The 14,564-nt window shown below is 68.0% G+C and carries 12 protein-coding genes and 1 riboswitch; of the genes, 7 read left to right on the top strand and 5 right to left on the bottom strand.

Translation table 11 applies throughout. The annotated features are described in order from the left end of the window. Positions 1–90 precede the first annotated feature (90 nt). The 5 genes from V7060_RS10630 to ilvC form a co-directional block, all read right to left on the bottom strand. Positions 91–1,641 carry a 2-isopropylmalate synthase gene (locus V7060_RS10630; RefSeq protein ID WP_334179207.1) on the bottom strand — a complete coding sequence of 517 codons (1,551 nt, stop codon included), beginning with the start codon at positions 1,639–1,641 and terminating at the stop codon, positions 91–93. Next, on the bottom strand, positions 1,638–2,774 hold the full coding sequence (locus V7060_RS10635) for a threonine dehydratase (RefSeq protein WP_334179208.1): 1,137 nt from the start codon (positions 2,772–2,774) through the stop codon (positions 1,638–1,640). Before V7060_RS10635 ends, V7060_RS10630 begins: the two co-directional genes overlap by 4 nt. A gap of 72 nt (positions 2,775–2,846) precedes the next feature. Continuing rightward, complete coding sequence (locus V7060_RS10640) at positions 2,847–3,119, bottom strand: ACT domain-containing protein (RefSeq protein ID WP_142123274.1); 273 nt, start codon at positions 3,117–3,119, stop codon at positions 2,847–2,849. Then, positions 3,103–4,851: an acetolactate synthase 2 catalytic subunit gene (ilvG, locus tag V7060_RS10645; RefSeq protein WP_334179209.1), complete on the bottom strand. Its 1,749-nt coding sequence runs from the start codon at positions 4,849–4,851 to the stop codon at positions 3,103–3,105. Before ilvG ends, V7060_RS10640 begins: the two co-directional genes overlap by 17 nt. Further along, on the bottom strand, positions 4,848–5,855 hold the full coding sequence (gene ilvC / locus V7060_RS10650) for a ketol-acid reductoisomerase (RefSeq protein ID WP_334179210.1): 1,008 nt from the start codon (positions 5,853–5,855) through the stop codon (positions 4,848–4,850). The genes ilvG and ilvC overlap by 4 nt, the downstream gene beginning before the upstream one ends. A 368-nt stretch (positions 5,856–6,223) precedes the next feature. Here ilvC and ilvD point away from each other — a divergent pair, with 368 nt between their 5' ends. The 7 genes from ilvD (at position 6,224) to V7060_RS10685 (ending at position 14,541) form a co-directional block, all read left to right on the top strand. Further along, positions 6,224–8,065 (top strand): dihydroxy-acid dehydratase, encoded by a 1,842-nt coding sequence (gene ilvD, locus V7060_RS10655; RefSeq protein WP_334179211.1) that lies wholly within the window; start codon positions 6,224–6,226, stop codon positions 8,063–8,065. A gap of 7 nt (positions 8,066–8,072) precedes the next feature. Continuing rightward, the gene (locus tag V7060_RS10660; RefSeq protein ID WP_334179212.1) at positions 8,073–8,918 is read left to right on the top strand and encodes a PhnD/SsuA/transferrin family substrate-binding protein; all 846 of its coding nucleotides are present in this window, start codon (positions 8,073–8,075) and stop codon (positions 8,916–8,918) included. A 72-nt stretch (positions 8,919–8,990) separates the two neighbouring features. After that, complete coding sequence (locus V7060_RS10665) at positions 8,991–10,829, top strand: methyl-accepting chemotaxis protein (RefSeq protein WP_334179213.1); 1,839 nt, start codon at positions 8,991–8,993, stop codon at positions 10,827–10,829. 31 nt (positions 10,830–10,860) lie between these two features. Continuing rightward, positions 10,861–10,961: riboswitch (TPP riboswitch) on the top strand. A gap of 138 nt (positions 10,962–11,099) precedes the next feature. Next, a complete protein-coding gene (gene thiC, locus V7060_RS10670) occupies positions 11,100–12,986 on the top strand; it encodes a phosphomethylpyrimidine synthase ThiC (RefSeq protein WP_334179214.1) in 1,887 nt (628 codons plus the stop codon). Between the two features lie 94 nt (positions 12,987–13,080). Further along, a complete protein-coding gene (locus V7060_RS10675; RefSeq protein WP_334179215.1) occupies positions 13,081–13,680 on the top strand; it encodes a DUF4136 domain-containing protein in 600 nt (199 codons plus the stop codon). Next, a complete protein-coding gene (locus tag V7060_RS10680) occupies positions 13,677–13,844 on the top strand; it encodes a hypothetical protein (RefSeq protein WP_334179216.1) in 168 nt (55 codons plus the stop codon). The genes V7060_RS10675 and V7060_RS10680 overlap by 4 nt, the downstream gene beginning before the upstream one ends. A gap of 7 nt (positions 13,845–13,851) precedes the next feature. Next, on the top strand, positions 13,852–14,541 hold the full coding sequence (locus V7060_RS10685) for an ion channel (protein WP_334179217.1): 690 nt from the start codon (positions 13,852–13,854) through the stop codon (positions 14,539–14,541). Positions 14,542–14,564 lie beyond the last annotated feature (23 nt).

Raw genomic sequence — 14,564 nt, forward strand, 5'->3', positions numbered from 1 at the left:
CGGGAAGGGGCGGCCGGCTCCGGTTCGCCCCCACTCCAGCCCTCCCCCGTGAAACGGGGGAGGGGGCTTGTACGGAGCAGTGGATACCCCTCACGCCGCCGCCACTTCCTGCCGCTCGACGCGGCGCTGGCGCAGCAGCCGGTTGGCGACATCCAGCCAGGCCAGCGCGCTCGCCTCGATGATGTCCTTGCTGGTGCCGGTGCCTTCGTATTCTTCGCCTTCGCAGCGCACCGACAGGCTGGCTTCGCCACGCGCATCCGCGCCGATCCCGACGCTGTGCACCTGGTAGCTCTCCAACTGCAGTTGCACGCCGGTCGCCGCAGCGAGCGCGCTGAACAGCGCGTCGACCGGACCATTGCCCTGTGCGGTTTCGGAGATGCGGTTGCCGTCCGGATCCGACAGTTCGACCAGCGCGTTCGCGCGGCTGCCAACGTCGCTGATCGTCATCGAAGACAGCCGGTAGCCGTCGCTGACCGCCGCATCCTGCATCAGCGCCTGCAGATCGGCGTCGCCGACCACGCGCTGCCGCTCGCACAGCGCCTTGAACTGCTCGAACACCAGCTTCAGTTCGTCCTCCTCCAGCCAGTAGCCCAGCGCGCGCAGGCGCTGCTCGACGGCGGCGCGGCCGCTGTGGCGGCCCAGCACCATCTGCGACGACGGCCAGCCTACGTCCTGCGGCTGCATGATCTCGTAGGTGCCGCGGTGGCGCAGCATGCCGTGCTGGTGGATGCCGGACTCGTGCGCGAACGCGTTGGCACCGACGATCGCCTTGTTGCGCTGGACCGGCATGCCGACCAGCCGCGACAGCAGCTGCGAGGTGGGCACGATGCGCTGCGTGTCGATGCGGGTGTCCAAGTTGTAGAACGCGTTGCGCACCTTCAACACCATCACCAGTTCTTCGATGGCGCAGTTGCCGGCGCGCTCGCCGATGCCGTTGATCGAGCCTTCCACCTGCCGCGCGCCGCCTTCGATGGCGGCCAGCGAGTTGGCCACCGCCAGGCCCAGGTCGTTGTGGCAGTGCGTGCTGAAGACCACGTTGCCGGCGCCTGCGACGTTGGCGATGGCGCGCTCGAACATGCGGCGGATCTCCTCCGGCGTGGTGAAGCCGACCGTGTCGGGCAGGTTGATGGTGGTGGCGCCGGCGGCGATGGCGGTGGCGATGGCCTCGTGCAGGAAGTCTTCCTCGGTGCGGGTCGCGTCCTCGGCCGAGAACTCGATCTCGTCCACATGGCCGCGCGCCAGTCGCACGTGCGTGTCGATGGACTGCAATACCTGCTCGCGGCTCATGCGCAGCTTGTGCTCGCGGTGCAGCGGGCTGGTGGACAGGAACAGGTGCAGGCGCGGCCTCGCGGCGGACGACAGGGTGCGCAGCGAGGTCTCGATGTCGCCGGGCAGGCAGCGCGACAGCACCGCCAGGGTAGTGTCGCGCAACTCGCGCGCGATCAGCGCATGCGCCTCGCGGTCGGACTGCGAGCTGGCGGGAAAGCCGGTCTCGATGATGTCCACGCCCAGGTCGGCCAGGCCACGGGCCATCACCACCTTCTGCTGGGGCGTCATGCTGCAGCCGGGGGATTGCTCGCCATCACGCAGGGTGGTGTCGAAAATGCGGATCTGCGCGGGGGTGGGAATGGTCGTATTCACCAGATGGATTCCTCGTGTACTTCTGTTTCCGTGGCGGCGACCGCGATGCGGCGCGCCCCGGTCTTGATGGGGGGCTTCGGGGCGGCCGCGCGGCTGGGCGCACGACCGGTGGCAAGCGAGGGGTCGCCGTCGACGCTGCGGCGGCGTGGCTTGCGCGGCGCACGTGGACGCACGTCGGACAACAGCTGGGCGAGCACCATCGCGTCGATGTTGCCACCCGAGACGACGGCGCACTTGCGCTTGCCGGCGACGCGACGGCCGGCGGCCAGCGCCAGCGCCCCCGCGCCTTCCGCGATCAGGTTCTCTTCCAGCGCCAGCCGCACCAGCGTCTCGCGCAGTTCGGCTTCGCGCACGATGACGACATCGTCCAGCAGTTGCGTGCACAGGCGGCGGGTGATGAAGCCGGGCACCTTCACCCGCACGCCGTCGGCGAGGGAGGCGACGGGATCCTTCGGTGTGGTGTCTCCCTTCATCGCGCGGATCATGGAGTCTACGCCCTCGACCTGCGCGCCGACGACGCGCACGCCCTGCGACTTCAATGCCAGCGCGACGCCGGAGGCCAGGCCGCCGCCACCGATCGGCACGATCACCACGTCCGGCGTGTGCGGCGCGATCTCGATGCCGACCGTGCCCTGGCCGGCGATCACGTCCGGGTCGTCGAACGCGGACAGGAAGCGGTAGCCGTTCTGCTCCGCCAGTTCCTTCGCGAAGGCGAACGCTTCGTCGTAGCTGTTGCCGTGCTGGCGCACGGTGGCGCCCCAATGGGCGACGCCGGCGATCTTGGTTTCCGGCGCGCCGTGCGGCATCACCGTGATGGCCTGCACGCCCAGGCGGTAGGCGGCCCAGGCCAGGCCCTGCGCATGGTTGCCGGCGGACGCGGCGATCACCGGACGATGGTCGCCACGCTCGCGCGCTGCCAGCAACGCGTTCAAGGCGCCACGCACCTTGTACGAGCCGGTGCGCTGCAGGTTCTCCAGCTTCAGCATCACGCCGAAGCGCTCGGCATGGTGCATCGGCGTCGGCGGCAGGTAGCGGCGCAGGCGCGCCTGCGCCGCCAGCACGTCGGCCACGGTGACGACGACGTCGCCTACGTCGGGGTCCTTGCCGGCGGTGGCGCGACCGGCATCAGGCATCGCGGCACGCGAACGGCTGATGTCGAAGAAGACGCCTCCGGACCGCTACGACCGCGTTGGCGGGTACGGCCTTCATGCAGCACGGTCCTGGTGGCGGCGATCCCGGCTCAGTTCCTGCACGGCACTGAACGACAATTCCTCGACATCGTAGATTTTCAACAGCTGCTGGCGCAGGGTCTCCGGGGCGCGGGTACTGTCGATCACCAGCGCCAGTGCCCAATAGCCTTCGCTATCGTGGGTGGCGTGCACCGCATGGGGCGGGAAACCGCGGCGCTCGATCATGCCCAGGACGCGCAGCAATGCGCCCTCGGCAGGTTTGAGCTTGAGTTCAAGCCGGTAACGCATTCTTCTTCTCCGGTCCGTCGGCCGCGACGGCAGGCTCGGCGGGCTGTTTTGCGGGATTGGCATCCAGCATCGAGCTGTTGGCGTGGTTCGGCGGCACCAGCGGCCAGACGTTGGCCTTGATGTCGATGGTGACGTGCAGCAGCGCCGGACCCGGCTTCGCCAGCAGGTCGGCCAGCGCGCTTTCGACCTCGTCGCGCTGGCTGATGTGGTGCGCGGGGATGCCGAACACGCGCGACAGCGCGGCGAAGTCCGGGTTGTCGGACAGGTCGATCTCGCTGTAGCGCTCGGCGAAGAACAGTTCCTGCCACTGCCGCACCATGCCCAGCGCGCTGTTGTCGATCAGCACGATCTTCACCGGCAGCTTGCAGCGGGCGATGGTGGCCAGTTCCTGCACGTTCATCATGAAGCCGCCATCGCCGTTGACCAGGACGACGGTGCGGTCGGGACAGGCGAACTGCGCACCCATCGCGGCCGGCAGGCCGAAGCCCATCGTGCCCAGCGCGCCGCTGGTCAGGTGGTTGCGCGGATGGGTGAACTTGCAGTGCTGCGCCACCCACATCTGGTGCTGGCCCACGTCGCACGCGATGATCGCGTCGGCCGGCGCCACTTCGCTCAACCGCTTCAGCAGGCCGGGCGCATAGATGTCGGTGCCGGGTGCGTCGTAGCGGAAGCCGAAACGCTCGCGGTTGCCCGCGCAGCGCGCGCGCCATGCGTCGCAGGTGCTGCGTGCCGCCGTCAGCGCCTTCAGACTGGTGGCGACGTCGCCGGGCACCGCGATTTCGGCGGTGCGCAGCTTGCCGATCTCGTAGGCATCGGCGTCGATGTGCAGCACGCGCGCGAACGGGGCGAATTCGGCCAGCTTGCCGGTGGCGCGGTCGTCGAAGCGCGCACCCACCACGATCAGCAGGTCGCTTTCCTGCACTGCCATGTTGGCCGCGCGGGTACCGTGCATGCCCAGCATGCCCAGGTAGTGCGGATGGTGGGCGGGCAGCGCACCCAGGCCTCGCAACGTCAGCACGGTGGGGATCTTCGTCGCGTCGACGAACTGGCGGAACGCGTCCACCGCGTCGGCGATGCCGATGCCGCCGCCGCCGTAGATCACCGGCTTCTCGGCACCGGCGATCGCGGCCAGTGCGTCGGCCAGCTTCGCGTCTTCCGGCGCCGGGACCGGATCGACGCTGGCCGGCACGTGGTCGGGCAGGTGCGAGGCATCCGACATCTGCACGTCCTTCGGCAGGTCGATCAGCACCGGCCCGGGTCGGCCCTCGCGCGCGATGCGGAAGGCCTCGCGGACCATCTCCGGCAGGTCGTCCACGCGCCGGGCGACGAAGCTGTGTTTCACGATCGGCAGGGTCAGGCCAAAGACGTCCAGTTCCTGGAACGCGTCGGTGCCCATCAGCGTGGTGGCGACCTGGCCGGTCAGGCAGACCATCGGCACCGAGTCCAGCATCGCATCGGCGATGCCGGTCACCAGATTCGACGCGCCAGGGCCGGAGGTGGCCACGCACACGCCGACCTTGCCGCTGGCGCGTGCGTACCCGTTCGCGGCCAGTGCCGCGCCCTGCTCGTGGCGCACCAGGATGTGCTTGAGGCTGGAATCCACCAGCGCGTCGTAGAACGGCATGATGGTGCCGCCCGGGTAGCCGAACAGCGTGTCCACGCCCTCGGCTTCCAGGGCGTGGGCCAGCCAGCGGGCGCCATTGCGTGGGGCAGTGGCCGCAGCGGCGTTCATGCGGCGGCCTGCTCGTCTGTATCGGGTTGGGCGGCGTTGGCCTGCAGCCACACCATCTTCGCGCGCAGTTCCTTGCCGACCTTCTCGATCGGGTGGTCCTTGTCGGCCTGCTGGAACTTCTTGTAGTTCGGCAGCCCGGCGTCGTACTCGGCCTGCCAGTTGCGGGTGAAGGTGCCGTTCTGGATGTCGGTCAGCACGTCCTTCATGCGCGCCTTGACGCTGGCGTCGATGACACGCGGGCCGCTGACGAAGTCGCCGTACTGCGCGGTCTCCGAGATGAACTCCAGCATGCGGGTGATGCCGCCTTCGTAGAACAGGTCGACGATCAGCTTCAGCTCGTGCAGCACTTCGTAGTAGGCGATCTCGGGCTGGTAGCCGGCTTCCACCAGCGTCTCGAAGCCGGCCTGCACCAGCGACGACGCGCCGCCGCACAGCACAGCCTGCTCGCCGAACAGGTCGGTCTCGGTTTCTTCCTTGAAGGTGGTCTTGATGATGTTGGCGCGCGCGCCGCCCAGGCCGCCGGCATAGGCCAGCGCGAACTGTTCGGCCTTGCCGCTCTTGTCCTGGTGCACCGCGTAGATGCAGGGCACGCCGCGGCCGATCTCGTATTCGCGACGCACCAGCGCGCCCGGACCCTTCGGTGCGACCAGCACCACGTCCAGGTCGGCGCGCGGCTCGATCATGCCGAAGTGGACGTTGAGGCCGTGCGCGAACAGCAGCACCGCGCCCTGCTTCATGTTCGGCGCCAGCACCTCGGCGTAGAGCTTCTTCTGCACCATGTCCGGCGTCAGCACGGCGACCAGGTCGGCGTCCTTCACCGCGTCGGCCGGTGCCTTCACCACGAAGCCGTCGGCTTCTGCTTTTGCTTCGGTCGGGCCACCCGGGCGCAGGCCGACGATGACATCGAAGCCGGAGTCGCGCAGGTTCAGCGCGTGCGCGCGGCCCTGGCTGCCGTAGCCGACGACGGCGATCTTGGGTTGCGGGAGTGCGTTGGCGGTGGTCATGGAGCGTGCTTCCTGGAGGGTTGAGGTAAAGGGAAAGGCGCTTAAACAAAAAACCCCGCACTTCTCAGTGCGGGGTTTTGCGAATCTGGCGTTGCTTGTTGCTTACACGCCGGTCCGTCCCGCAGTTGTGGGCGAGGTAATAAGGACGAGTACGAGGACAGGGGCCGCAGTGAGTGCGGTCAGGTCGGTCGTCATGGGCGTGTGGCGCTGCAACATGCGGCAAGAGAAACATGCCGCTTGGAAGCGTGTCAAGCAATTCGGCAGGCTTTTCGACGATTGGATGATTTCACTCGAAATGGTTGCAACTGAAACCGTGGAAAGCCAGCAGAATCAAGGCCTCCCACGTCGTCGCAGCACTGCTGGTTTTCATGCCCGAGTACCGTTCCAAGACCTCCACCCACGGCCGCAACATGGCCGGCGCCCGCGCGCTGTGGCGCGCCACCGGCATGAAGGACGAGGACTTCCACAAGCCCATCGTCGCCATCGCCAACTCGTTCACCCAGTTCGTGCCGGGCCACGTGCACCTCAAGGACCTCGGCCAACTGGTCGCGCGCGAGATCGAGCGCGTTGGCGGCGTGGCGAAGGAATTCGACACGATCGCCGTCGATGACGGCATCGCGATGGGCCACGACGGCATGCTGTATTCGCTGCCGTCGCGCGAGGTGATCGCCGACTCGGTGGAGTACATGGTCAACGCGCACTGCGCCGACGCGCTGGTGTGCATTTCCAACTGCGACAAGATCACGCCGGGCATGCTGATGGCGGCGCTGCGGCTGAACATCCCCACCGTGTTCGTGTCGGGTGGGCCGATGGAAGCCGGCAAGACACGCCTGGCCGACCACAAGCTGGACCTGGTTGATGCCATGGTGATGGCGGCCGACCCCAACGTGTCCGACGAAGAGGTCGCGGCGGTCGAACGCAGCGCCTGCCCGACCTGTGGCTCGTGCAGCGGCATGTTCACCGCCAACTCGATGAACTGCCTGACCGAAGCGCTGGGCCTGTCGTTGCCGGGCAACGGTACCGTCGTCGCGACGCATGCCGACCGCGAGCAGCTGTTCAAGCGCGCCGGCGTGGTGGCGGTCGAGCTGTGCCATCGCTGGTACGGTGGCGAGGACCCGACGGCATTGCCGCGCGGCATCGCCACGTTCGAGGCGTTCGAGAATGCGATGACGCTGGATATCGCCATGGGCGGTTCCACCAACACCATCCTGCACCTGCTCGCCGCCGCCCAGGAAGGCGACGTGCCCTTCGACATGCGCGACATCGACCGCCTGTCGCGGCGCGTGCCGCAGCTGTGCAAGGTGGCGCCGAACACGCAGAAGTACCACATCGAGGATGTGCATCGCGCCGGTGGCATCATGGCGATCCTCGGCGAACTGGCGCGAGGCGGATTGCTGCACACCGGCGTCGCGACCGTGCATGCGAAGACATTGGGCGATGCGATTGCGAAGTGGGACGTGACCACGAACGACGACGAAGCCGTCGCCACGTTCTACAAGGCCGGCCCGGCGGGTATTCCCACGCAGGTCGCCTTCAGCCAGGCCACGCGCTGGCCGTCGCTGGACACCGACCGCGCCGAAGGCTGCATCCGCAGCGTCGAGCATGCGTTCTCGCAGGAAGGCGGCCTGGCCGTGCTGTACGGCAACATCGCAGTCAACGGCTGCGTGGTGAAGACGGCCGGCGTGGACGAATCGATCCATGTCTTCGAGGGCAGCGCCCGCGTGTACGAAAGCCAGGACGCGGCGGTCACCGGCATCCTTGGCGACGAGGTGAGGGCGGGCGACATCGTCGTGATCCGTTACGAAGGCCCGAAGGGCGGGCCGGGCATGCAGGAGATGCTGTATCCGACCAGCTACCTGAAGTCGAAGGGCCTCGGCAAGCAATGCGCACTGCTGACGGACGGGCGCTTTTCCGGCGGCACCTCCGGCCTGTCGATCGGCCACGCCTCGCCGGAAGCGGCGGCGGGTGGCGCGATCGGTCTGGTGCGCGAGGGTGACCGGATCCGCATCGATATCCCGCAGCGGTCGATCGCCTTGCTGGTGTCCGACGAGGAACTCGCCACGCGTCGTGCCGAACAGGATGCGACGGGTTGGAAGCCCGCGCAGCTGCGTCCACGCAAGGTCAGCACCGCGCTGAAGGCGTATGCCCTGCTGGCCACCAGCGCCGACAAGGGCGCGGTGCGTGACAAGGCGCTGCTGGATGGCGTCTGATAGACGGATGCATCTTCGCTCCGTTGTTGTCCTGCTGTTCGCACTCGTCGTCCTTCCCGTCTGCGCGAAGGAGGAACCGCGCAAGCCGTGGGTCGTCGCCACCTACGCCTATCCCGAGCGCGACCGTATCGCGGCGATCCAGCCGCTGGCCGACTATCTGGCAAAGCGCGGCCGCCATCCGGTGCAGGTGAAGCTGTTTCCGTCCCCGACCGCGCTGGCACAGGCGATGCGCGAGGGGCAGGTCGATGTGGCTGTCCCCAATCTGCACGGTTACCTGCAGGCGCGCCGCGACATCCCGCAGGTGACCACGCTGCCGGTGCCCCAGGTGCCGGCGCTGCAGGCGGATCGTTACCGTGCCGTGCTGGTCGCACGGGATGCCGAATCGCTCGCCGAGGTGAAAGCGAAGGCCGGCCAGCTGCGCTTGATGCTGGTCGGTCGCGATTCCGCCTCCGGTGGTTTCGTGCCGGTCCGCTACCTGCGCAGCCAGGGGCTGGATCCGGCGAAGGCATTCGCATCGGTCGCCTATGCAGGTTCGCACGCCGCAGCGTTGCAGGCCGTCGCCGAGGGGCATGCCGACGTGGCGGCGTTGGCGGCCGATGTGCACGACGCGGCGCGCCCGGACGGCGTCAACGAACTGTGGCGCTCCGATCCCATCCCGCCCGGCCCATTGCTGTGCCGTGCGGCCACCGATGTGCCCTGCCAGACCATCGCCGCGTGGCTGCTGGAGGCGCACGAAGAAAGCCCTGCGGTCATGGCGGCGCTGCGGGCCGGCTGGCCGGAGTTCGGGGATGCGACGGTGTTCATTCCCGCCGATCTCGGTCGCCTGTCCGGGATCGCGCTGGAGCGGGACTGAGCATCGCTCCGGCCTGAACAGGCCCCTCAACCCACTGCTTCTGCGGCCGCTACCTATAGGCGGAGGGGGGCGATGGCAGCGATCGAAGACAGGCAGGCCGATAGTGTGGCCGAAGCGGGCGTCCTGCCGGACGCACCCGTGGGACTGGTGCGCCTGGATGCGGCCACCCGCGTGGTGGCCGCCAATCGCGTCGCCTGGGATCTGCTGGCCGTATCGCCCGACACGTTGCTGGGCCAACCCTGTGAATCCCTGTGGGGCCTGCCGGCGGGCGTGCTGAACGACGAAGAAGGCAACTGGTGCGCGCCCGGCAACGACCCGGCGCGCCGCATCCGTTACCAGGCCGACCGCGATGGCGAGGGCTGGCTGCTGTCGTTGCCGCATCCGGAAACCGCCGCGCTGCTGCGCGATGCCGCACGGCTGGCGCAGGGCGAGGTTCCGCCCGCCGTGACGCCGCCACTGCGTGACCTCGCGCAACGCCTGGCCCAGGCGACGACCGAACGTGCGTTGCTGGAGCGCATCGGCGGCCTGCTGGGTGGCTGCGATCTGGATCTGGCACTGCCCGACACGCAGGCCGCGCATCCGCTGTCGCGGCAGATCGCGGCCGGCTTCGGCAACCTGGCCGAAGCGATCCGCCAGGCGGTGGCGCTGTCGGTGCAGGTGGCGGCGGAAGTACCGCACCTGGTCGGCGACAACGATGAGCTGCTGACCCAATCGCAGGCGCAGGTGGCTGCGCTGGACACCGTGCTCGATGCCACCCGCCGCCTCCTGCAGGGACTGCAGGGCGCGGGCGATGAATTGCAGGCGGTGATCCGCGTGGCCGCGAGCGCCGACGCCAGTGCGCGCGAGGGTGTCGTGGCCGCGCGCCAACTGGGCGATGCGATGCGCGAAGTGGAGCGTCGCTCCGCGCGCGCCGGCGACGTCATCGAGGTCATCGACGCCGTCGCGTTCCAGACCAACATCCTGTCGATCAACGCGAGCATCGAAGCCGCACGCGCCGGTCCGGCCGGTCGTGGCTTCGCCGTGGTCGCCACCGAGATCCGTCGCCTCGCCGAGCAGGCCGCCACGGCGGCGCGCGACGTGCGCGTGATCCTGGACGAAAGCGGTCGCGCGCTGACCGAAAGCGCGGCCTCGGCCGAGGCGACCGGGCAGGTGCTGGATGGCATCGGTCAGCTGATGGCACGCGCAAGCCAGGCCATGGAATCCGTGGCCGGGCGCGTCACGGCGCAGGACGACGAGATCATCGCCATCGATGCCGCCGTCGAGCGCGTGGCGTCGCTGAGCCGAAGCAACCTGCAGCACGCCGGGCAGGTCGCCGCGCGCGGCACGGCACTGGCACAGGGCACCGATACGTTGCGGGACTGCGTCGGCCTGTTCCGCTTGCCAACCGATCCGCTCGGGCATCGTCGCCACGCGCGTGTCCGTGACCTGGCCCAGGCGGCGTCGCTGCGCATCGGCGATGCGCTCGCGCAGGCGCTGCGGCAGGGACGCATCGACGAAGAGGCGCTGTTCTCCCGCGACTACGTGTCGGTACCGGGCGTCGAGCCGGCGAAGTTCACCACCCCGTTCGACGCGCTCTGCGACGAACTGCTGCCGCCCCTGCAGGAGCCGGTCGCCGCGCGACACCCTTGGATCGTGTTCGCGATCTGCGCCAATCCCGACGGTTACGTACCCACGCACAACCTGCGCTTCACCCGGCCGCTCACCGGCGACCGTGCGCAGGACCTGGTCGGCAACCGCACCAAGCGCCTGTTCGCCGACCGCGTCGGCCGCAGCGTGGGCGCCCATACGGACCCTTACCGCCTGCAGGTCTATCGACGCGATACCGGCCAGATCATGTTCGACCTGTCGGTGCCGGTCTTCGTCGGCGAGCGGCACTGGGGCGGCTTCCGCGTGGGTTATACGCTGGAGTGACCTCCCCGTCCCGGCGTTTGTGGTCTAATTCGCGCCGAAGCGGGGGTATCGCCGGCCGGGCCGGCGATTGAGACAGACCCTTCGAACCTGATCCGGTTGAGACCGGCGTAGGGAAGCTTCGCAGGATGCGCCGTGTTGCCGAGCCACCCGTTCCAGGCCCGCCATCCGTCCGCCGCCGCGCCGCCGCTTCGTCCGTGATGCGATCCCCTCGCGTCCCACTACGCGAATTCCCCGCAAGAGCCCTGCGGGGATTCAAAAAGGACGATGCCGATGAATGCCATTCCCAAGCCCGCCACCGACCTGTTGCAGCAGACCGGCCAGCTCTCCGAATCCGTTACGCGGCCCATTCCGGGCTCGCGCAAGATCTTCGTCGAGGGATCGCGCCCCGACCTGCAGGTACCGATGCGCGAGATCGCGCTGACGCAGACGCCGACGATCTTCGGCGGCGAAGAGAATCCGGCGGTCACGGTCTACGACACCTCCGGCCCGTACACCGATCCCGACGCGCGCATCGACCTGGCCTCGGGCCTGGCCGCGCTGCGCACGAAGTGGATCGAGGAACGCGGCGATACCGAACAGCTCGACGGATTGAGTTCCGAGTTCGGCCGCAAGCGCGAACACGATCCGAAGCTCGACGCCGTGCGTTTCCCGGGTCGCGTGCTGCCGCGCCGTGCCAAGGCAGGCGCCAACGTCAGCCAGATGCACTATGCCCGGCGCGGCATCGTGACGCCGGAAATGGAGTACGTGGCCATCCGCGAGAACCAGCGGCTCGACGCGGTGCGCGATGCGATGCTGCTCAAGCAACACCCGGGTGAATCCTTCGGCGCCAGCATCCAGAAATTCATCACGCCGGAGTTCGTGCGCGACGAGATCGCCCGCGGCCGCGCCATCCTGCCGAACAACATCAACCATCCCGAAAGCGAGCCGATGATCATCGGCCGCAACTTCCTGACCAAGATCAACGCCAACATCGGCAACAGCGCAGTGTCGTCGGGCATCGCCGAGGAAGTCGAGAAGCTGGTGTGGTCGATCCGCTGGGGCGGCGACACGGTGATGGACCTGTCCACCGGCAAGCACATCCACGAGACGCGCGAGTGGATCATCCGCAACTCGCCGGTGCCGATCGGCACGGTGCCGATCTACCAGGCGCTGGAGAAGGTCGATGGCCGCGCCGAGGCGCTGACGTGGGAGATCTTCCGCGACACGCTGATCGAGCAGGCCGAGCAGGGCGTGGACTACTTCACCATCCATGCCGGCGTACTGCTGCGCCACGTGCCACTGACCGCGAAGCGCGTGACCGGCATCGTGTCGCGCGGCGGTTCGATCATGGCCAAGTGGTGCCTGGCGCATCACAAGGAGAACTTCCTCTACACGCACTTCGAAGACATCTGCGAGATCATGAAGGCCTACGACGTGGCCTTTTCGCTGGGCGACGGCCTGCGTCCCGGCTGCATCGCAGATGCCAACGACGCCGCGCAATTCGGCGAACTGGAAGCGCTGGGCGAGCTGACCAAGATCGCGTGGAAGCACGACGTGCAGTGCATGATCGAAGGCCCCGGCCACGTGCCGATGCAGCTGATCAAGGAGAACATGGACAAGCAGCTGCGCGAGTGCGGCGAGGCGCCGTTCTATACGCTCGGCCCGCTGACCACCGACATCGCGCCCGGCTACGACCACATCACCAGCGCCATCGGCGCGGCGATGATCGGCTGGTACGGCACGGCGATGCTCTGCTACGTCACGCCGAAAGAGCACCTGGGCCTGCCGAACCGCCAGGACGTGCGCGACGGCATCATGGCGTACAAGATCGCCGCGCACGCCGCCGACCTGGCCAAGGGCCATCCCGGTGCGCAGGTGCGCGACAACGCGCTGAGCAAGGCGCGCTTCGAATTCCGCTGGGAAGACCAGTTCCACCTGGGCCTGGATCCGGAGAAGGCGAAGGAGTTCCATGACGAGACGCTGCCGAAGGACGCGCACAAGCTCGCGCACTTCTGTTCGATGTGCGGCCCGCATTTCTGCTCGATGAAGATCACCCAGGACGTGCGCGACTACGCCGCCGAGCATGGCGTGGAGGAGCAGGCGGCGCTGGAGGCCGGCATGGCGGAGAAGTCGGCGGAATTCCTGGCGCAGGGCGCGCAGGTGTATCGTCAGGGCTGACCGGGCAGGGGCGGTCGCATCCGTCCCGGGCCTGCTGCCGTAGCGTTCACGGGACGTCCGCCATGCTGGCGGCGTCCCCGACAGGAGCACGATCATGGCCCGTTTCGCCCGTAATGCCGGCCGCTGGATGGCCGCCGCCGTTGTCCTCGTCCTGGCCGCCTGCGCGACCGGTCCACGCGTCACCAGCGACGTGGATCCGTCCGCCAACTTCGGCCAGTACCGCAGCTTCGCCTTCTATTCGCCGCTCGCGATCGAAGGGCAGGGCTACGCCACGCTGACCAGCGGCCGCATCAAGGACGCCGCGCGCAGGCAGATGGAGTCCCGCGGTTACGTGTACGACGAGAAATCCCCCGACCTGTGGGTCAACCTCAACGCGTACATGCAGGAGAAGACCGACGTCGTCAGCACGCCGGAAGTCGACTACGACTACTACTACAGCTACCGCGCGCGCCGTTACGTGGCGGTGCCGACCTGGCGCGACCGCACCGACGTCTACAAGTACACCGAAGGCACGTTGAACGTGGACCTGGTGGACGCGAAGCAGAACCGCCTGGTCTGGACCGGCGTGGCGGTCGGGCGCGTCGGCCGGACCAAGCCGGAAGAGCGCGGCGCGAAGATCGATGCCGCGATCGCCGAGATCTTCCTGCGCTATCCCTACCGGGCGGGTGCAGGTACGCCGGCGACGGCGCCATGAAAGGAAACGGCACCGTCATCGCGAAGGCGGGCATCGGCTTCGGCACCGCGCTGGCCATCACCATCTCGTGGAGCGCGAACAAGTCGCTGCTGTGGGCGGTGATCCACGGCCTGCTGTCGTGGATCTACGTGGTGTATTACGCGCTGGTCTACCACTTCAAGTGAGGCGCGCATGACCACCTGGACCCGGTTGCGCTGGATGGTGACGGCGCGGCGGCACCCTTGCGCCTTCCTGCTCGTCGTCCAGCTTGCCGGCATCCTGCTGTATCCGGTGATGGAGGATACGCAGGCAGGCCGCGCCCTGTTCGGCGCATTCGGCATCCTGGTATTGGCGCTGGCGCTGTGGGTCGTCAACCGGAGTGCGGCGGTGAACTGGATCGCCTGGTCGCTGGCGATCCCGTCGGTGTCGTTGTCGATCTCGGCCGCCCTGTTCGATCTTCCCGCGCTCGGCATCTACGCCCACCTGCTGGAAAGCGGGCTGTACTTCTATACGGCCGGCAGCCTGATCGCCTACATGCTGCAGGACCATTCGGTCAGCAGCGACGAACTGTTCGCGGCCGGCGCCACGTTCACGCTGCTGGCGTGGGCGTTCGCGTTTTCCTTCTCGGTCTGCCAGCAGTGGTATCCCGGCAGCTTCACTGCGGCGGTCGATCCGCAATCGCCGCGCAGCTGGATGGAGCTGCTGTTCCTGAGCTTCAGCCTGCTCTCCGGCGTGGGCCTGAGCGATGTCGTGCCGATCCTGCCGCAGGCCCGTGCGCTGGTGATGCTGGAGCAGTTCGCCGGCGTGATGTACATCGCCGTGGTGGTGTCGCGACTGATCGGATTGACGGTCCTGAAGATGCCCGCACGCAAGGTGGAATGAGCTTCGTCCGGCGGATAAAAAAT

Source organism: Pseudoxanthomonas sp., from assembly GCF_036845285.1.
Classification (GTDB): domain Bacteria; phylum Pseudomonadota; class Gammaproteobacteria; order Xanthomonadales; family Xanthomonadaceae; genus Pseudoxanthomonas_A.